This is a genomic window from Anabaena sp. CCY 9613 (assembly GCF_963920895.1).
Taxonomy (GTDB): Bacteria; Cyanobacteriota; Cyanobacteriia; order Cyanobacteriales; family Nostocaceae; genus Cyanocohniella.
On the sequence record NZ_CAWUDE010000011.1, the window covers coordinates 18,967 to 38,364 of the forward strand.

General features: G+C 40.9%; 17 protein-coding genes and 1 pseudogene. 7 read left to right on the forward strand and 11 right to left on the reverse strand.

The window, feature by feature from the left end:
• The first annotated feature begins 1,183 nt into the window (after window positions 1–1,183).
• The 3 genes from ACM0OT_RS14225 (at window position 1,184) to ACM0OT_RS14235 (ending at window position 4,688) form a co-directional block, all read left to right on the forward strand.
• Window positions 1,184–1,456 (forward strand): HetP family heterocyst commitment protein, encoded by a 273-nt coding sequence (locus ACM0OT_RS14225; RefSeq protein WP_414564989.1) that lies wholly within the window; start codon window positions 1,184–1,186, stop codon window positions 1,454–1,456.
• A gap of 72 nt (window positions 1,457–1,528) precedes the next feature.
• On the forward strand, window positions 1,529–2,371 hold the full coding sequence (gene trpC / locus ACM0OT_RS14230; RefSeq protein ID WP_414565159.1) for an indole-3-glycerol phosphate synthase TrpC: 843 nt from the start codon (window positions 1,529–1,531) through the stop codon (window positions 2,369–2,371).
• A gap of 1,057 nt (window positions 2,372–3,428) precedes the next feature.
• Window positions 3,429–4,688: an HhoA/HhoB/HtrA family serine endopeptidase gene (locus ACM0OT_RS14235; protein WP_414564991.1), complete on the forward strand. Its 1,260-nt coding sequence runs from the start codon at window positions 3,429–3,431 to the stop codon at window positions 4,686–4,688.
• A gap of 52 nt (window positions 4,689–4,740) precedes the next feature.
• Here ACM0OT_RS14235 and ACM0OT_RS14240 read toward each other — a convergent pair whose 3' ends face one another.
• The 4 genes from ACM0OT_RS14240 to ACM0OT_RS14255 all read right to left on the reverse strand — a co-directional run bounded on the left by ACM0OT_RS14240 (window position 4,741) and on the right by ACM0OT_RS14255 (window position 8,346).
• A complete protein-coding gene (locus tag ACM0OT_RS14240) occupies window positions 4,741–5,112 on the reverse strand; it encodes a TSUP family transporter (protein WP_414543847.1) in 372 nt (123 codons plus the stop codon).
• 12 nt (window positions 5,113–5,124) lie between these two features.
• Window positions 5,125–6,090, reverse strand: a complete 966-nt coding sequence (locus tag ACM0OT_RS14245; protein WP_414564992.1) for an acetamidase/formamidase family protein — start codon at window positions 6,088–6,090, stop codon at window positions 5,125–5,127.
• 401 nt (window positions 6,091–6,491) lie between these two features.
• Entirely contained in the window at window positions 6,492–7,451 is a 960-nt protein-coding gene (locus ACM0OT_RS14250) for an orange carotenoid protein N-terminal domain-containing protein (RefSeq protein ID WP_414564993.1), read from the reverse strand.
• Between the two features lie 397 nt (window positions 7,452–7,848).
• Window positions 7,849–8,346: a hypothetical protein gene (locus ACM0OT_RS14255; RefSeq protein ID WP_414564994.1), complete on the reverse strand. Its 498-nt coding sequence runs from the start codon at window positions 8,344–8,346 to the stop codon at window positions 7,849–7,851.
• 233 nt (window positions 8,347–8,579) lie between these two features.
• On the opposite strand from ACM0OT_RS14255, the gene ACM0OT_RS14260 reads away from it, so the two are divergent.
• The 4 genes from ACM0OT_RS14260 to ACM0OT_RS14275 all read left to right on the forward strand — a co-directional run bounded on the left by ACM0OT_RS14260 (window position 8,580) and on the right by ACM0OT_RS14275 (window position 11,724).
• The gene (locus ACM0OT_RS14260) at window positions 8,580–9,254 is read left to right on the forward strand and encodes an SDR family oxidoreductase (protein WP_414564995.1); all 675 of its coding nucleotides are present in this window, start codon (window positions 8,580–8,582) and stop codon (window positions 9,252–9,254) included.
• Window positions 9,255–9,425: 171 nt separating this feature from the next.
• Window positions 9,426–10,199, forward strand: coding sequence for a class II glutamine amidotransferase (locus ACM0OT_RS14265; RefSeq protein WP_414564996.1), 774 nt, complete (start codon window positions 9,426–9,428; stop codon window positions 10,197–10,199).
• 32 nt (window positions 10,200–10,231) lie between these two features.
• The gene (locus ACM0OT_RS14270; protein ID WP_414564997.1) at window positions 10,232–11,455 is read left to right on the forward strand and encodes a damage-control phosphatase ARMT1 family protein; all 1,224 of its coding nucleotides are present in this window, start codon (window positions 10,232–10,234) and stop codon (window positions 11,453–11,455) included.
• 2 nt (window positions 11,456–11,457) lie between these two features.
• Entirely contained in the window at window positions 11,458–11,724 is a 267-nt protein-coding gene (locus ACM0OT_RS14275) for a Precorrin-3B methylase (RefSeq protein ID WP_414564998.1), read from the forward strand.
• Window positions 11,725–12,011: 287 nt separating this feature from the next.
• On the opposite strand, the gene ACM0OT_RS14280 is transcribed toward ACM0OT_RS14275, so the two are convergent.
• From ACM0OT_RS14280 to ACM0OT_RS14310, 7 genes and pseudogenes are all read right to left on the reverse strand, one after another.
• Window positions 12,012–14,087 carry a vanadium-dependent haloperoxidase gene (locus tag ACM0OT_RS14280; protein WP_414564999.1) on the reverse strand — a complete coding sequence of 692 codons (2,076 nt, stop codon included), beginning with the start codon at window positions 14,085–14,087 and terminating at the stop codon, window positions 12,012–12,014.
• 970 nt (window positions 14,088–15,057) lie between these two features.
• Entirely contained in the window at window positions 15,058–15,987 is a 930-nt protein-coding gene (locus ACM0OT_RS14285; protein WP_414565000.1) for a manganese catalase family protein, read from the reverse strand.
• Window positions 15,988–16,400: 413 nt separating this feature from the next.
• Window positions 16,401–16,742, reverse strand: a complete 342-nt coding sequence (locus tag ACM0OT_RS14290) for a cupin domain-containing protein (RefSeq protein ID WP_414565001.1) — start codon at window positions 16,740–16,742, stop codon at window positions 16,401–16,403.
• A 14-nt stretch (window positions 16,743–16,756) separates the two neighbouring features.
• The gene (locus tag ACM0OT_RS14295; RefSeq protein WP_414565002.1) at window positions 16,757–17,926 is read right to left on the reverse strand and encodes a zinc-dependent alcohol dehydrogenase; all 1,170 of its coding nucleotides are present in this window, start codon (window positions 17,924–17,926) and stop codon (window positions 16,757–16,759) included.
• Between the two features lie 152 nt (window positions 17,927–18,078).
• Window positions 18,079–18,465, reverse strand: coding sequence for a hypothetical protein (locus ACM0OT_RS14300; RefSeq protein ID WP_414565003.1), 387 nt, complete (start codon window positions 18,463–18,465; stop codon window positions 18,079–18,081).
• Between the two features lie 43 nt (window positions 18,466–18,508).
• A pseudogene (locus ACM0OT_RS14305) lies at window positions 18,509–18,637 on the reverse strand (glutathione-dependent formaldehyde dehydrogenase); the annotation flags it as partial.
• A gap of 60 nt (window positions 18,638–18,697) precedes the next feature.
• Entirely contained in the window at window positions 18,698–19,396 is a 699-nt protein-coding gene (locus tag ACM0OT_RS14310) for an SRPBCC family protein (protein ID WP_414565004.1), read from the reverse strand.
• Between the last annotated feature and the right edge of the window lie 2 nt (window positions 19,397–19,398).

A 19,398-nucleotide genomic window follows, 5' to 3' on the forward strand; every position in this document is an offset into this window, starting at 1 on the left:
AAATAACCGATGCATTCGTGCTTATCAGATGATAATAGAGTCATGAATGAATAGATTATCATAGCTTCCTCAAAGTCTTGATTCTTCTAATTTTGATAAAAAAATTAAATTATTCACCATTATTATGAAATTCATTGTACCAACAAAAAGTAACTATTTTATTTTTTTTATATAAAGCAACAATTTATTTTTGTAAAAAAATCATAAAAAAGAAACTACTTTGTTGAAGTAGCAACAGAAACACCCATATTTTTTAAGGCATCGTAAAAAAATATATAAGTACCAGATACCTTTGATATGAATTTTAAAAAACTAATAATTATTACAGTTTCATTAATAAAAATTTTGATTATATGATTATAAAAATCTAGGCAAGAATAGATTTTTTTACAAATAAGGAATTTATTTTTAATAATTTTATTATTTTAGATATCTAACTATAAAATAATCCTCTAGGTCATCTGCCATAAGATATAAATTTTAATTTAATTCATTAGCCTGTGATTAAAACATCTTTCAGAAGACATAAATAATGTTAAAAAATAGTGTGTTTATTAACACATCCAGCCTCAGAATCTAGATAATAGACACTGTTAACATCAAGTTAATAAATTGATAAAATTACTCTATCGTCATGAAGTGAATTTCTTAGATGATAGCTGAAATTCATACTATTAAAGGGTTTCAACTTTATCGAGAGAAGTTATGCTATGCGTTATGGATTTAAAGTAAGTAAATAGTAAACTTTAATACCAGTATAATTTTGAAGATAATCATAAATTCTTGCCGGGTATAAGTTCTCTGGTATACTGTGGCGAAAATATAAAATGTCTCTAAATTATTTGTTGTTCCTGGAATTAATCGCAACATCAGGCATGACAATAAATCAGATGCCATAAATAGCAATAACGAAAAAAGAGATAACTTTATCCAAAAATTGATCATATATCTGTTGGTAAAACTTGAGTAGTCTTAGAAAAGAGGCTGCTTCTGCAACACGGGTTATGTGTAGGGGATAGTTTAACCACATATCTCTATGTTTCTGAAACAATTCAAGCTGAGTGCTGGTTAAATTCACTCTATTTTCACAACCAAAGGAAACTTTAGAAAATAAACCTCAAGACAAAATTGCATCAGTTCTACGTTGACAAAGTGGGACTTCGAGTAAAAAAGAGGGAAAAATATGCATCAAACCAATACTAGTTATAATTCACAAAACGCTAAAAAAATTAACACAGAGCAAATAGAACAGATTATTAAAGCAATCATTGCCGGCAAGTATTCCTGGGCCTGTGTGTTAATTCTCCGGTTTTCTGGCTACAACCCCATCGACTACATACCATACCGCACCTACATTCGGCTGCTCAAAAACAATTGTTTAGGAGAAAACTCCAAATCAAAAGACACAGGCAATAAAGAAGTTTTTGACATGAACTCAAACTGGCTTCGACTCTGAAAACAGTAGGAATAAAATTTTCCGCTTCATACTTTCTGAGTCACCCTATCTCCAGGTACATAGCAGCTAATGATTATTTATCCACCACTTACTACTGTTAACACCCGTTTGCAACCAATTCTCAGAGAGATTGTCTGGCATAAAAAGCAAGAAGTCACACACATACATCAGCAGATGTCTTTGGCTTCTTTGCAACGCCAGTTAACAGCTGCACCAACTGTGCGAGATTTCTTGACGGCTTTGCAACAAAATCCCTACAAACCCAGCTTGATAGCAGAAGTCCAAAAAGCATCTCCGATTCATGGTACTATCTGCACAGATTTTGACCCCATTGCCATCGCCAAAGCTTATCAGCAAGGTGGTGCAGCTTGTATATCTGTTTTTACAGAAACAGCTTTCTTTCATGGCAGTTTTGAAAATCTGCGGGCAATTCGCCAAAGAGTAGCGCTACCCTTATTATGCAAAGAGTTTATTATTGACCCTTGCCAAATTTATTTAGCACGAGCAGCCGGAGCCGATGCTGTATTGCTCATCGCTGCCATTCTTACAGACCGAGAACTTCAGGACTTTTTACGAGTAATTCACTATTTAGGGATGAATGCTTTAGTAGAAGTTCATAACTTACATGAACTAGACCGAGTACTCAAGCTTGATGACATCCGCTTAGTGGGAATTAACAACCAGAATTTAGAAGATTTTAGCATCGATGTAGGCACTACACAAAGACTCATGGCAGCCAGGCGATCGCAGTTTAAAGACTTGGGTGTAGTTGTCGTCAGTGAGTCTGGATTGTATACAAACGCTGATTTATCCCTGATGGCTGAAGCTGGTACAAATGCCGTGATAGTGGGAGAATCTTTAATTAAACAAGAAGATATCGAACAAGCCGTGCGTCGTCTACTTAAAGGTCACTAAGTACAACATTGAGAACGCCACCGCCACCTTGTCGGAAAGTTTCTAGGGATGCGATGCAAAAAAGCAATCCGGGAGAATGGGGATTTACTGGATTCTCTAGTATCCCCATGTCGCCTAATTGCATTGCTTCTCTATGTGAAGTACTCCGGCTTGCTTCGCTGAAACCGGAGCTTCAGTAAAACAACCATCATCGTTTCGCGTCTCATTCGTCGTTGCCACGTTGGGTATATCACAAAGATATTCGGGACTAAACCCGATCATGGTCTTACACAGCGTCTCTGGTATTGCTACCTTGATCTTCTCAAGGAAGAACCCGCGCAGCCATCCCACTTCCTGGGACAGTTTGATTACTTTCTCGTACACCTCTGTATGGCTTATTTTTACCGCAGGACGTAACCTTGCGAACCAGTGACCGAGGTCTTTCCCCCTTTCTCTCGCTCTTAGACTTGGTAAGCGTGCGACCGCTACTGTGACCGTTTGTGATGAGTCGAGTGGGTGGGTCAACAACCATTTATACACTAACATATAAAGACATACATTGTACGTCTTTATATGAAAACTGGAAGATTGAATTTGAGGCTTTCCGAAAACAGGTTGAACAAGCTACGACTTTATGCACAAAGCAAAGAAAAAACAATCACGCAACTTGTTGAAGATTGGATTGATAGACTGCCATCCCAAACAATTGGCGACTCCTCAACGACCCCACTCCCTCATCAACCTAGTAGTTGATATTAGTCGGGGGTCAATCGTCACCGCCCACTGTCCATCCCCACCTTGCTTCGCTGAAAGTGGGGACTTCCGTGATTCCGTTAAATAGGAAATATCACACCAATGCAGACTTTAATATCCGTTAGGCGTGGTAGAATATAGAACTGATTAATACAAAATATAACAAAAGCCTAACAAGCAAAGCCAAGGCTGGATTGTGAAGACTTAGCCCAAAAAAGGCTAAAATACCAAATATTTCACAACAAAGCAACACCTTTGCAACAAAACCGTCACAAATAATATCTACATTATTAGTAATACATCATAAATATTCTTACAGACAGCAATGAACAAGCAAGTAGATGACAGAGATTATTTATTAAATAATATTTCCCAAAACAATTCTCATCCCCAACCTCAAAATAAAGCACCCTGGAAACAAGCAGCAGCCTCCTTATCACTAGTATTGTTGGGATCAGGGATGACACTAGCAGGGGGCTATTTAGCTGGAAACCCTCAACAGGTAACAGAAAGAGCATCTAACCTCGCAGTGAGTCGAGTCAATGCGGCCCCATTACCCATCGCCGCAGGATCTAACTTTGTCACTCAAGTAGTGCAAAAAGTAGGGCCAGCAGTAGTGAGGATTGAAGCTTCCCGGACTGTCACCAGCCGATTACCTGCTGAATTTAACGACCCGATATTCCGCCGTTTCTTTGGTCAGCTACCAGAACAACAAAGTCGTGTACAACAAGGTACTGGCTCCGGTTTTATCATCAGTAATGATGGTAGCATTCTTACCAACGCTCACGTAGTAGCTGGAGCTAATACCGTCAGAGTCATTCTCAGAGATGGGCGGAGCTTTGAAGGTAAAGTGATGGGGCGTGACGAACTAACAGATGTCGCCGTCGTCAAGATACAAGCTAATAATTTACCCACAGTAGCAGTAGGTAACTCAGACGAACTGCAACCAGGAGAATGGGCGATCGCCATCGGTAACCCCCTAGGATTAGATAATACAGTTACCACCGGAATTATCAGTGCCACCGGACGCACCAGTAATCAAATCGGCGCACCAGATAAGCGAGTAGAATTTATTCAAACCGACGCAGCAATTAACCCTGGTAACTCTGGTGGGCCATTGTTAAATGCTCGTGGCGAAGTAATTGGTATGAATACAGCCATTATCCAAAGGGCCCAAGGATTAGGTTTTGCCATTCCCATCAACACAGCCCAACGGATATCCAATGAATTAATTGCTACAGGTACAGTACAACATCCCTATCTCGGCATTCAAATGGTAGGGTTAACACCTCAAATCAAGCAAAATCTCAATTCAGACCCCAGAAGCGGTGTTACAGTCAACGAAGATAAAGGGGTTTTAATTGTACGCGTCATGCCCAATTCACCAGCAGCTAAAGCAGGCTTACGAGCCGGTGATGTCATTCAACGACTGAACGGACAAGCAGTCGAAGATGCAGGTAGTGTGCAAAAAGCAGTAGAAAGTACCCAAGTTGGTGGAGATTTGCGTTTAGAGTTACGTCGCAACGGACAAAGCGTGAATTTAGCAGTGCGAACCGGTGCTTTCCCCGCGCAACAAGTGCAATAAGAATAAGGGGGAGTGGGGAGTAGGGTGAAGTTCTTTCCCAGTCCCCAGTTCCCTAACGTCCCACCAAATACCGCAAACCTAGAAGTAATAAAAAAACACCATACAGCTTTTTCATCACTTCACTGCTAATAAATGGTTGATTGGCAAACAGCGCTCCAAATAAATTACCAACTACCAAACCAAGAGCAATGATCACCGCATATTTAATATTAATATTGCCATTACGATAATAAACTGCCGCACCTAAAATCCCAATGGGTAAAATTTGGGCAGCAATAGAAGTACCAGTAGCAAACTTTTGATCTAGACCCACGAATAAGACCATTGCAGGCACCATAATTGCACCCCCACCGATACCGAACATCCCACCAGCAACACCGGCAACTAAGCCAATAAGCAACATTTGAACGACTATATTAGACATATTTCTTACTAGCTATAAACTGATTTGATGTGACAAAATAGCCTTGGGTAACATCCCATGCACGCCTTTTTGGGGACTATTGACAACTTGGGTGATGCGAAAATTTACAGCTAAACTACACAAAACATACGCATCTTCCGCCGATAAATTTGTGAAACCTTCCAAAAAATCAATCATATTTTTCACCGCCATTTCCAAAGCTGCATCTAAAGTTTGACCAAACCCCATAGTAATAATATCTGTTGGTGTTTCCGCTATCGGTGTTGACAGTTTTAAATCCTTACGCAGGTCGAGCTTGATTTTACCATTCATGGAAGTTTCAATGGCAGTGACATTTACTTCCCCATCGCCCTGGGCTGAATGCCCATCACCAATGGAAAATAAAGCCCCAGGGACAAAAACAGGCAAAAATAAGCGCGAACCTGCTTGGAGTTCACGATTATCGATGTTACCGCCATAACAACCAGGGGGAATAGAAATGCGGGAATCTTCTGGGGTAGCTACACCAAGGATACCAAAAAAAGGTGTGAGGGGAATTTTGATGCCACTGTTAGCAGGAAACTCGGCGATATAATTGATTAAATCAAGGGGAATAAATCTCAATGCAGGTTGAGTAAACTGTTGTGGTAACGCTCCCCAACCAGAACGAATCGCATTGAAACCCATAGGGAAACTAGGAGCGATCGCTTGTAATTCTACCTGTAAAACATCCCCCGGCGCCGCATCCCGCACATAAATCGGCCCTGTGAGTAAATGCGGCCCACCAGCCACCTTCCTTTCTGGCGGTAGATTTTCGCAGATATCCAAAAATTCTGGCGAGAGAAACTCCCCTGGGGCGTTGTGGTACACATAATAACCAGTGTAAGTTTCTACATCAATCGTATCGCCAGAATCAATAGTCAGTGCTGGTTTTAATAAATGAGAAAAACCACCCAGATGCACAGTTTCTCTAGTGGCTTTTAAAATATGGTGAGTCATCTCTGCAATAGGTGTTACTGGGTATTGTTACTTAGAATACCCGGTTTTATCTCTCAACGCTCAAGTAATTGCCCAAGCGATGGCAGGTGGCAAAAATGACAGCTATCTGGTAAATGATTAATTTGAAATGAAGTGATTACCCTGCGATCGCCGACTCCTGCCTAGTTCAGCAAATTCATATACAGTAAGCTTTTTGCGTTTCCCTATCCGTCGAATTCACGTTAAGTTACGTAATTGTTCATTAGCCATCGCTTGCAGAAAATAAATGCCGCCAAAAAAACACCCAGCGTGCCGTAGGCATCACCCGCTTTATATCTCGCCACTGAACCTGATCAGGTTCAGTGGCGGACTTACGGCGTAATACTTAAGAAGTGCTACCCCAAATCAACAGCGAACAAATTTTACCCGCGAGTTAAATTGAGCAGTTCTTTAGGAGAAGCAAGCAAATCAATCGCTACAAAGTAAATTTGGCCTTGGGGATCGAGTAAAAATCGCCAAGCAATATTCATTCCCACATTACCTCCAAACCAAGGAGTTTCGACCGTACCAGTAATTTTGTGCTGTGTATAACCATCTTCTATACTTTCCGAGATGCCTTTTGTTGGCTTCATTACCAATCCTTGTCCTTCATCCCGCAAGTATGCACTGATAGCTGGCCGACCGACAATCGGTTTCTGGAATGGTGGTTGTAGCGCACCGTTGTTAGCAAATAAAGCAACAGCAGCATCAACATTATCTGCATTCATTGCTTCAATGTATTTTACTACTGTCGGCTCTGTTACCCCTTCAATAGTGAATTGGGGACTTTGAGATGTGCGTGGAAATGTGAAGTTTATGACTTCTGCATCTTTTTTGGAAGCTAAAGCCGGATCAAACCCCATATCTACTACAGTATTACGTAGTACAGTAATTTGCTGACCTGGATCGAGTTTCTGGACTGCTTCTAGTACTGCTTTAACTTCAGCTGACATTTGATAACCAGCAGGCATAGGAGCAACAATACCTTCTTTCATCCACTCTCCCAATTGCCACCAAAATCCCAGTTTAGCGTTGACACCAAAATATGCATAAGAACGGCTGATAGGAGTATCAGCGTTCGTAGCCAGATCCCTCATTAATTGAGTTTGTTCTTCATGAGACATCTGCTTAATTTGGTTGAATATACCTTCCATTAGTTGGAGGTTTGCTTTTCCTGGAGCAGCAGGAGTAATTGTGCTACCTAGCTCGGTGTAGGCGTACCAGAGAAATGCGAGTTGGTCATCAATATTAAGTTGATCAAATTTTGCTGTAGTGGCTGGAACAGCATCAGCAACCTGAGTATTAGAGAAAATGCTGCGAGCAGACTCGATAGTATAACTCATGGTTGTCACCTCAGATGTACCTGATAATTGTTTACTTTTGGTTTTTTTTTGGAACTTAAGAGATAAATCTAGGATTTTTTTAAAAGATCACACAAGCAATCCTAGATATCTAAATCCCAAAGCTTAAACACTCTGGTATCGTAGCTTATAAAGCTTAACAAAATACTAAGATTTATCTGATGGATATCATTAAAAAAAATCATCTCAATTATGTTTTAATCAGGATTTATTCTTTAAGCAAAGTAAAACTTTTTGTTTCTATTTTCACTAAAAAAACACATAAAAAATAAATAGCATCTATCTAAATAAATAAATAAATAAATAAAAACTCTATCCCTTATGAGCTAGAAAAACATCAAATTGAGGTTGAATATCGGTCATTAAAACACTTCTTCTGTTATTCCTTGACCCCAGCAATTACAGCTAACGCATTTGCATACTTCGCCAAGTCCTTCCTTAAGGATTCCAGTTCTGCTCGCAGTTGCGGTTCCTCAGACCAATTACGCTCATGCTCCTGGGGACTGAGGTGAGGGGGTCGTTGAGCTTCCCATGTTTGCAATAGTGGATGCCACTTAGACAGAAAAGGACGCAAGCCATTATTCAAAACTGCGATCGCAATTCCTCCCACAGAATCATGAGTGGCTCCGACATCCGGCCCACCTTCTTTGAGAACTTGCCGAGTTACAGGGAACAAATTATACAATGATGACAAAGCTTCTCGCAGCAGTCCATTATCAGTTGCTAAAGGTTGAACAGCAATACGAGTGATAAGTTCAACATAAAGTGACCAAGCGGCTTTGCGTTCTGTTGGATCTGCTTCCCATTCCACAGAACCAATGCCGAAGGGAAGGCTGAAAGACACTTTTTTGATTTTCGCAGGGTCGGATTTAGGCATAAATTTAAAAATTCTCAATATAGTTGGAAATATTAGCACCACATACACAAAATTAATTACAGATATTTGACTTCCCTCTAGCGGTACTGTGAATCAAGGGAATGCCACAATACCAATTAACCGGACATTCCCACAGGCGATAGCGCAGCGCTCCGAAGGAATCGCTGGGATAATATCTGGTAAAATCCTTTGTGCTGAAAAGTTAACGCAGTAATTCCCGATTCCAAATTAATATGACAAGTGCATCTTACATTTTTTTAGCTGGGGCAAGTCGCGGCGTTGGTCGAGAAATTGCCAACTATTTAACAGCACAAAATCTCCCAACCAAAGCACTCCTGAGAAATGAGTCTGCTGTTGCTGAATTACAAGCCATCGGTATTCATACTGTGATGGGAGATGCTTTAAATATCAGCGATTTAGAACGGGCAATCCTCACCGATGAGCCTATCCACACAGTTATTAGTACCATTGGCGGTTTACCATCAGAAGGTGAAAGGGCTGATTACTTAGGTAACAAAAATCTCATTGATGTCGCGCTCAAAGCCAAAGTACAAAGGTTTATTTTGGTTTCTTCCATTGGTACAGGTAATAGTGCTGGTGCTTTACCTCCTCAAGCCTTAGCGACACTGGGGCCTGTATTAGTCGAAAAAGACAAAGCTGAACAACACTTAATTGCTAGTGGACTCACCTACACCATCATTCGTCCCGGCGGATTAAAATCGGAACCAGCCACAGGCAATGGTATTTTAACTGAAGACCCACGGATTGTTGGCAGTATTCACCGTCCTGATGTCGCCCAGTTAGTTTGTAAATGTCTAAATTCTCAGCGTTCTCATAATAAAACCTTGTCTGCTGTAGACAAAAATATGTTGGCTGGCCAACCAGAGTTTGTAGAATTTACGTTCTAAATCATCCTTATAAAGGCTACAGTGTACACACAAACGAGATAATTTATGTTCTGGTGTTCCCTATGGTCGCCCATATTTGGGTGAATTTCTTAATTTCCAGATTGCAGCGATCGCACCAGAATAATCACAGCATTCTGAAGTATGGTGATTTTGAGGCATTAGTCAAAAATCATGTGTCAGTTGCTGGGAATGAATTGCAATGTACCAACAGATATCTGCTTTTCTTTTGAAGGCTTTTGTGCTAGAGGTGGAAAAACTGATCAGCATCGTGATGGTTGGGGTATAGCTTTCTTTGAAGGTAAAGGCTGTCGGATTTTTTTAGATGCCAAACCTTCCATTGATTCTGCTGTAGCGGATTTGGTAAGAAGCTATCCCATCCATTCTACCCATGTGATTGCCCATATTCGTAAAGCCACCCAAGGTGAAATTGCTTTACATAACTGTCATCCCTTTCAAAGAGAACTGTGGGGAAGGTATTGGGTGTTTGCCCACAACGGCAATCTACCAGATTTTGCACCGCCAAACAAGGGATTTTTTCAACCCGTGGGCAATACCGATAGTGAAAAAGCCTTTTGTATGATTCTCGAAACCTTACGAGAACACTTTCCTGATGGCCAGCCTCCCCTCAATGAATTGTATTATTTATTACGTAATATTTCTCAAGAATTAAATTCAAGTGGTATTTTTAATTACCTGCTATCAGATGGAGAACACTTTTTTGCCTATTGTTCCACCAACCTTTGTTACATTGTCCGTCAAGCGCCTTTTGCAGCCGCCCACTTGATTGACCAAGACATGACCGTAGATTTTAGCGAGTTGACAACCCCAAGCGATCGCGTCGCCGTAATTGCCACTACCCCCCTCACCGACAACGAAGTTTGGACACAAATTCCACCAGGAGAACTGCTAGTATTTCAGGACGGGTTACCATTGAAATTTAAGTAAAAGTTGGAGATTTGAGAGGAGCAATAAAGTTTGTGGTCAATTCATCTACCAGACCTAAATTACCATTACCATCGCCACTTGTAGCTTCAGAAGATGGCACTTTTACTGAGTACACAGTTACTCAAAGAATGCCTGCAATTGCTCGCCAAATTATTGCCGAAAATAATTTTTCTCAGGAAATTAATGCAAACCTAGAAAATCTAGCTACAGAACTGAAAACAGGATATCTATCACCTCTAAAAAATGATACTGGTCAAGATTTTGCAGATTGGAATATATACCTAAAACCTTATCAATGTCAGCGTTGGCTAGATGTTCCCTGGTTCTTTGCTGAAACCTATTTTTATCGATTAATTCTGGAAATTACTCATTACTTTCGCCCTGGTATCTGGCAATTTATTGACCCATTTCAATTACAAAAAACTCAAGGTTTAGAATCATGTTTAGATTCAACTATTTTACTATGTACTCAGTTAAAACAATGGTTAGAGCAGCCTCAAAGTGATGTCATCTCAAAATTATTATATTTTGATTTGTGGGGAAATCGAGTTGACTTGAGTTTGTGGTCAGCATCCGAAGGTGATAGAAGCCGATTTGATATTCAAAATCAACTAGCTCATATATTAGTAAATGATGCTTCACAAGTCAGTAAATTATTAATCAGTTCCTATGTAAATCGAGTTGATTTTGTTGTAGATAACGCTGGCTTTGAACTAGTATGTGACTTATGTTTAGTAGACTTTTTATTAAGTAGCAACTTAGTTAATCAAGTTTACCTGCACTTAAAACCACATCCGACCTTTGTGTCTGATGCCATGATTAAGGATGTACATGACACCACAAGTTTTTTAACTGCTACTAGTCATCAACCAGTGACATCATTTGCCCACAGATTAAAAGAGCATATTGCATCAGGGCGCTTAGTATTATCTGAAAATTACTTTTGGACATCACCCTTAGCATTTTGGGAAATACCCGACACCCTGAAAAATGAATTAGCTAAGGCAAATTTGCTGATAGTCAAAGGAGATGCAAATTATCGAAGATTATTAGGCGATCGCCATTGGCATCTTACAGATAGTATTGCAGATATCGTCTGCTACTTACCTACACCAATGGTAGCCTTACGCACCCTAAAGTCAGAAGTCACAGTAGGTTTACAATCTGAAGTAGTCGAGAAAGTCGCAAAATCTGACCCTGATTGGTTAACTAACGGACAATGGGGTGTGATTCAGTTCGTAGCTGAGGAAATTTGAGTATGGCAAAGCAAGATATTCCACTTACAGGAGACGCGCTGATTAAAGAAGTGTGTCGGCGGATTCGGGTAGCCCGTAGCTATTGGGATGCTCACAATAACGCTGCTTGTCGGGGTGAGCGAGAGCGCGCATTAGCCCTTTACAACACGTTAACGAAGGAAGAAAAACAGCAGATTCCTCAAGTGTTAAGGGTGTGGTTGCGCTACCGTAGTGAAAAGTACTTCGGCGCACATCGCACACCACCCAAATCAGCACGAAAATTAAAATAGCCCAGAAATTAAGTCCTGGGCTTGATGTGCTTAAATTACGAATTGCTTAATTACGCATTCTTCGTTTTAATCTGAGTGCGCTCAACTACAGGAGTTAGGTTGTGGTGGTTGTGGTTTAGGGCCTAGCGGTTTTGGATCAGAAATATAATGGAATTCCCCTTTACTCATGCTCCGCAACGCATGTAGCTTCCCCGGCTCAGATCACCCTTCTTCTATGCCTCAGTGGTCATTGTACCTCACTGGAGTTTAACCTAGTCTAAAGCAAACTGTAGTTCATATCTTGAATACTAATTTCCAAATGAGTTAATTACTAATTCAGCCACATTTCTACCGAGTTGAACTTCGGCATCCTGTTCTACGCGCAGCAAAACAAAACCTTGATTAGTCTCGACGGTAAGTAATTCTTGCTCTTCTACAGTTCTAGTTTCTGTAATTATCTCATCTGTAGTTGGACGGTCTAGTGTAGTTTGACGATCTGGATTTAAAGATTCAACATTAGGTACAGGTGTACTAATTACTCCTGAAGATGGAAAATGAACACCACCAAAAATTCGGCTAACAGCATTAGCCTCAATAGCCGCACTAATGGTGTTGTAAGTGATAGCTTCACCAGGTAAATCTTGCGAAGGAACAGTAAAACGTGTAGCATCCCCAAAAAAATTAATTAACACTTGTCCGGCGGTGGCGCCAAATGCAGCGTGTCCAGAGTTGTAATCTGGAAAAGGCGGAGTTAAGGGAATCTCAAAAAACCGTTCAGGTTCATGATACGAAATCAGTGGTAGCCAGTGGCGATCGCTAACTGCGCGTGACACAAATAGACGATTGTCTTGACGAATGGCTTGAATCGGTCTTAATTGATTGTATGTATACTTGGAATCCCAAGTGAGAATACCGACATCAGCCTGTGCAACATTCAACTGAGCAAATAAAAGCGCATTTTGAGCTAGCGTAGTATTTCTATCTAAAGCAATTTGTTGTGCGTATTGGTTCCATTGACCAGGTGGTCTAAATGTGTTGGGGCGATCTAAAGCCCAGAAAATCGCAGTTTTAGTTTGATCAGAAGTGCGAACAATGTTTGTGACAGTAGTGTTACGGAAAGCACCTACTTGCCTAACAAGATTTACTTCATCTCTAAACTGTGGACTACCGAATGGTGTAGGGCCAGTCAATCCGAATTTTTGTAGCCGAGTCAGAGGATTAAGTGGGTCGCGAGGAGGGATATTAGATGAAAATGGAGTAATTGATCCCCACCCTGGTAATAACGCTGCTGAAAAAGTTGGAAAAGTGGGTTGCCATTCTCCTAACGAATTTCCGCCTGTGTAAACCGATTGTAGTGCTTGAGCTAAACCATCATTGCTTCTTAAAAGCAATATTTGATTAGCAACCTCTCTACCTACAGCTCTACCGTTGTTTTTAGCTCTACCATCAGGTATTGCTGCTAAAGAAGTTGTTAACTGTCGGTCAAATACAGCTCTAAGTTGGGGATCTGGAAACAGATTAATCAAGGCTGTATAAGCTGCTTGGATAGCCGCGGCACGCGCATTAGCGTTACCCGTTAGTCCCAGGCTAGCAGGGGTGACTGTCACAGCATAAGGTGTACCGATACGCTGAATCGAGTTGACAGCATCGTAAATTGATACGTGAACGATGGCCTGACTGCGTGCTGCTATTGGGGGTGGAGTTCCACCTCTGGCTAAAATAACGCCACTTGGGTCACGTTCAATACCTGTCATCAAGATGGCATTTAGAAGCGTTGCATTCCAAACAATTACAGGATTACCAGCATTCACCAATCTTTCGATGATTTTATTATCTTTAGTAGACTGAAGAATAGTAGTGTCAACCTCAGCAATCAGATGGTAAGCGCCTGGTGCTACAACACTCGGACTGACGAAATTAGAGTTAGCAAGGTTCACGGTAACAGTTTGAGACGCACCAGGAAGTAAGTTCACAGATGGAATTGTTCGAGTTCCTAGTAGTTCGTCCGTACCTACTAAAGGCTCGTTTATAGTAGTACCTAATGTCGATACTGTAGTAACGGTTTTAGGAGTACTCAGAGGATTTTTATCTAAGATAGCGTCTGGGGATGCGTAAATATTGATATTTAAGGCCCCTCGATAAATTGCCGTACCGCGATTAGTAATAACGATATCAAATCGACCTCTTTTCACATCTGCACCTAATAGTGTCGGTCTTTGGAACGTTTCACCAAAAGCGATTTGAATATCTGGGCTTGGCCGCGTTATTTGTGCATAACCACCAGGGATTACCGCAACAGTGAGTACAGATGCAACTGCTGTACTTTTAACAAATAACGAAACAAAGTTGGAGATGGTACCTGATCTCAAGTGAAAATATGTCATGAGGTTATCTTCTTCAATCTGAATTAGTTCTTGTTTTACGAGGGTGGCAAGACAGTGATCATACTTACCCTATCTGTCGGATGCAGGATAATTATGCAAAAACTGAAAATATAATTACTTGTATCGCACTGAGAAACTGTACCTTCGCTGACCTTGACCTGACGAGGAGGAATTATGTCTTACACAGCGTAGGTTCGAGATCATAAAGGAATTCAGGCATTTTCATTGCGGAAAGAATCTGTTTTTGAAGTTGAGTGAAAGTGACAGGCAAGTTTGTGGGAGTCAGAAGTAAGCAGTGATGCGATCGCTTACTGTCAAATTTGTCAAACTCAGTGTAAATGCATCCCTCAACTACATTACGGTAGCAATGACAGAATGTGGCATCAGTATATTTTATAACTGAACACAGAATTTCAAATCAATTTCATTTATAAAAATCCGTAATCTTCCCATTACTAGTTGAAGAACTCTACAGTGATGAATACGGAACCCGGATTTCTCACAAGTGAGAAAAAAACGCTTAGGTTAGCCAAAATCAAAATACCTCCAGAGATAGGTATCTCAAAGTAAAAGCCGAAGTACCCAAGGATATATCAAATACATTAAAAGTGATTAATACTGAATTGAAAAACTTTGAATAATAAAAATTGGCATACTAAATGAATCAACTATTTAGTCCCCGCATTTCCGTAGAAGAGGTGGAAGAAGGAATGCAGAGATTTACAAAGTGCGTTTAACGTTAGATTTCGATTTTGTCCGCTTGTGCTGGCTTTGAAATTCTTTACTATTGGCGTAATACACTGACCAAAGAAGAAAAACAGCAGATTCCTCAAGTGTTAAGGGTGTGGTTGCGCTACCGTAGTGAAAAGTACTTCGGCGCACATCGCACACCACCCAAATCAGCACGAAAATTAAAATAGCCCAGAAATTAAGTCCTGGGCTTGATGTGCTTAAATTACGAATTGCTTAATTACGCTTTCTTCGTTTTAATCTGAGTGCGCTCAACTACAGGAGTTGCACCAGAACCATTACCGCTTGTTTGCTGATTTTGGAGTGTACCGTGTAATTTTGGATCAGGTTGTGGTGGTTGTGGTTCAGGGGCTAGCGGTTTTGGATCAGAAATATAATGAAATTCCCCTTTACCATCCATAGAAGGCCCTTTTGCCCAACGACCATCGGCGCTTTCATTACCTTCTGAGTGATTCCAGAATTGATAAGCAAATTCACGCTTTTCTAATTCTAGAGGGAAGGAACTAGGAACAGGAGAGCTTTCTAATCCAGATTGCTCTAAATCTTCAATCGCTGCTAGCCATAGATTTTGGTGCATGGTGTCACGGGCAATCATAAAGCTTAAGGTATCTTTCACCCCAGGATCGTCGGACATTTCATACATGCGTACAGCTTGCAAGCGTCCTTGACTTTCAGCATGGAGATTAGAACGAAAATCGGCTAACAAGTTACCACTAGCAACAATGAAGCGACCATTCCAGGGATAGCCAACACTGTCAGCCGGCATAGCACCCAAACCAGAAACAATGGCATGTTGGGGGTTCATGGCTGCCGCCATAATCATGTCCCGTGGATTTGTACCACCCATCACCGCACCCACTACTGCATCTTTTGCCCCTTCTTCTTGAACTTTCACTGGGGCTTTATCTAAGAGATGGGCAATCATTGTCGCTAGCATCTCAATATGACCGATTTCTTCAGTACCAACATCTAGCAGCATATCTCGATACTTCGCAGGGCCACGGCAGTTCCAACCTTGAAATAGGTACTGCATCATTACAGTCATTTCCCCAAAAGTCCCACCAATGAGTTCTTGAATTTTCATCGCGTAGACTGCATCTGGTTTTTCTGGTGGCTTAAAGTACTGTAATTTCTTATTGTGATAAAACATTTTGTTTTCTACTTGATATTTCTTGAATGACACAAAATCAGATTTTTAGTTAAACTTTATCCTGATATTTGTGTTAAGGCTTTCTTCTAGGAAACTAACTATAACTTATAACTACATCAGACTTAAGGTATATAAAAAACATGGTAAAATTTCCAATATTTTCTAACCATAGATGCATAAAAATACCGATAAATTACCTGTGCTCATAAAATGATAATTGCTAAATATAACGACTAAATTAACGTGAGTCTCCAAGGAAGGCCCACCTGCGGGAAGGGCGAAAGAAAACCTTTCGTTTTCTTAGGAGTTCGACGGATTTTAAAACCCCCAGAGGTTCATCAAACTCACCTTAAATTAAATAATATCCCCAACTTCTGTGAGAAGCAGGGGATATATGTTTTTACCTTTCTCTATTAATTTTCATCGCGCCCATGAATTTGAGCAGGTGGACTAGTCGCCTCAACTGCGGTAAATGGTTCCAAAATTTTGTAACTATGGGTTGCACCTTTGGGTACTACCCAAGAACTTCCTGGTTCCAATAAAATCATTTGGCCTTCAATGTGCAACTCAGCACGACCTTTCATCGCATAACCAACTGTTTCATAATCACGGGCAGTTGGTTGTTTATCTTCACTTGGTTGTTCATCTTCCCAAAGACGCATAGCAATTGATTTACCAGAGGCCAGATATTTCTGACCGAGTTGTCCTTTGGGAGAATGGGTAGAGTCTATTTTTTTTACACTTGTATCAGACATATTTTATAACCACCTTATGGTTTGAGTACAACTTTGATGCAGTTATCTTTCTTGTGTTTAAAAATCTCGTAGCCTTGGGGTGCTTGTTCTAAAGGCAACTGGTGGGAGATGATAAATGTGGGATCAATATCACCGTTTTGGATGTGTTCTAGTAAAGGCTGTAAATACTTATGGACATGTGTTTGTCCCATTTTCAAGGTTAAGCCCTTGTTCATAGCCGCACCCATTGGGAATTTATCAATAAAGCCTCCATAGACACCCGGAATTGAGACATGACCAGCTTTACGACAAGATAAAATTACCTGTCGTAATGCAGTTGGGCGGTCTGTTTCTAGGCGTACTGCTTGTTTTGCTTGGTCGTAGAAAGCCATAAAATCAGTACCGTGTGCTTCCATACCCACCGCATCAATACAAGCATCAGGGCCACGTCCACCAGTCATTTCTTTGAGTGCTTCGCCTACATCTACTTCTTCGTAGTTGAGGACTTCAGCTTTGCCGTATTCTTTGGCCATTTGCAGACGTTCAGGAATGCGATCGCACGCAATCACTCGTTCTGCACCTAGTAAATAAGCACTGCGGATAGCAAATTGTCCCACAGGGCCGCAACCCCAAACGGCAACAGTATCACCGGGTTTGATATTGCAATTCTCGGCTGCCATATAGCCAGTCGGGAAAATATCTGTCAAAAATAATACTTGTTCATCCGTTAAACCATCAGGAATCTTGAACAAGCCGACATCCGCAAAAGGTACTCTGGCATACTCTGCTTGACCACCAGCGTAACCACCTAACATATGGGAGTAGCCAAATAGACCCGCTGGAGAATAGCCCATTTGGGCTTCTGCCATCCAAGCATTAGGGTTAGAGTTGTCGCACAAAGACCACAAATCACGCTGACAGAAGAAACAAGAACCGCAAGAAATTGTGAAGGGAACCACCACGCGGTCGCCTACTTGCACATTTTTGACTGCACTCCCTAATTCCACAACTTCTCCCATAAATTCATGCCCCAGGATATCACCCTTTTGCATTGTGGGAATGTAGCCATTATAAAGATGCAAATCTGAACCACAAATTGCTGTGGAAGTAATTTTTACAATGGCATCACGCGGGTTGAGAATTTGCGGATCGGGGACTGTTTCTACCCGGATATCGTTTGCTCCATGCCAGCAAACAGCTTTCATAATTATTATTCCTTAATTTACCAACAAATCGTTAGTTAATATCTGCAAAAATAGCCCTAATTTTTTTGTAGAGAAGGTGTTTTACCTACTAATCTCTAAGGACGGGCAAGATGCCCATCCCACATGGGATAATTATTCCCTGAGAGAATTATTTAGCGAGCTTGAGGAGGTGTTTGATAGTATCCCTCTGGAGTTTTTGTTAATGGTCTAACTGCTTTTTCGGTTCTTCTTTCGGTATTTCTCAAAAACTCCTTGGTACTTTGAGGTACTGGTTCATCAAGGTTGAGTTTTTCTCTGATATTATCAGCTGTATTTTGCAAACCACTTTGAGCATTCCGCACTTGTTGGTCATTTCTAATGGAGGCGTTACCGTCGGGTTTACCTTTGTAATAAACTCCCTCTGGAGTTACAGTATCAGCTTGGGCCACAGCTATGGTATTACCGTAGCTAATAAATCCGAAAAATGATGTGACTATCAGCAGAACTATTAATACCTGACGTAGAACAATATTTTTGAGTTGCGAGAATAAATGCTGCATAAAAAACCTCGATTGTGTAGTTTGTGAATAGCTAAAAGCTATTTCATGGTTTGAGTACAACTTTGATGCAGTTGTCTTGTTTCTGTTGAAACATCTGGTAGGCGTGGGTTGCTGATTCTAGTGGTAATTGATGCGTAACCACAGATGTATCAAGTTTCCCATCCAAGATTAGCTATAATAAAAACAGCTTTCATATAAATTCTAGATGTGATGTTTTAGTTCCCAGAAATAATCAACCTTTGCCTTTTGGTTGACCTTCAGTAGTGGCTATTTCACCAGCTTCCATTAACATTTTGAAACGGCGTAATTCATCACCAATTTGCTGTTCTGGTTCTTCACCAAAAAGTTTGGCAATTACAGATGCTAACGCTCCACCAGGAGGATTGTATTCTAGAACTACCTTGACTTCTGTGCCGCGATTACTGGGTGCTTTGCGAAAACGCACAAAACCAGAATTTTCAATGTCTGCACCTTCTACAGAAGCCCAAGAAATAAACTCATTTTCTCGATCTTCTAAAATATCGGCATCCCACTCAACATTATTACCCAAAGGTGCATTCGCAATCCAATGCGATCGCTTGTCGTTGTATACCTTCACAGATTTGAGATGCTTCATAAATGTGGGCAGATTCTCAAAGTTGTGCCAAAAACGATACAGTTCCTCTGCGGGCTTATTAATTGTCACCGTCTTTTCAACTTTGATGGGCTGATTAATACCCATTGCCGACTGTACTTGTTCAATTGTGCTGTGTTTCGTCACACCTTGATAAATCAAACCACCACCAGCTAATGCTGTCAGGACACCCCGTAAAGAGTTTTGTCTTAAACCTGTCAACACCATCGCCCCACCACCAATCAAAGAAGCCCAGCGCTCCATATCGCTAGCTTCACCTTGATTGGGACTTGGCTGATTTTCAGATATTGAAGTCATTG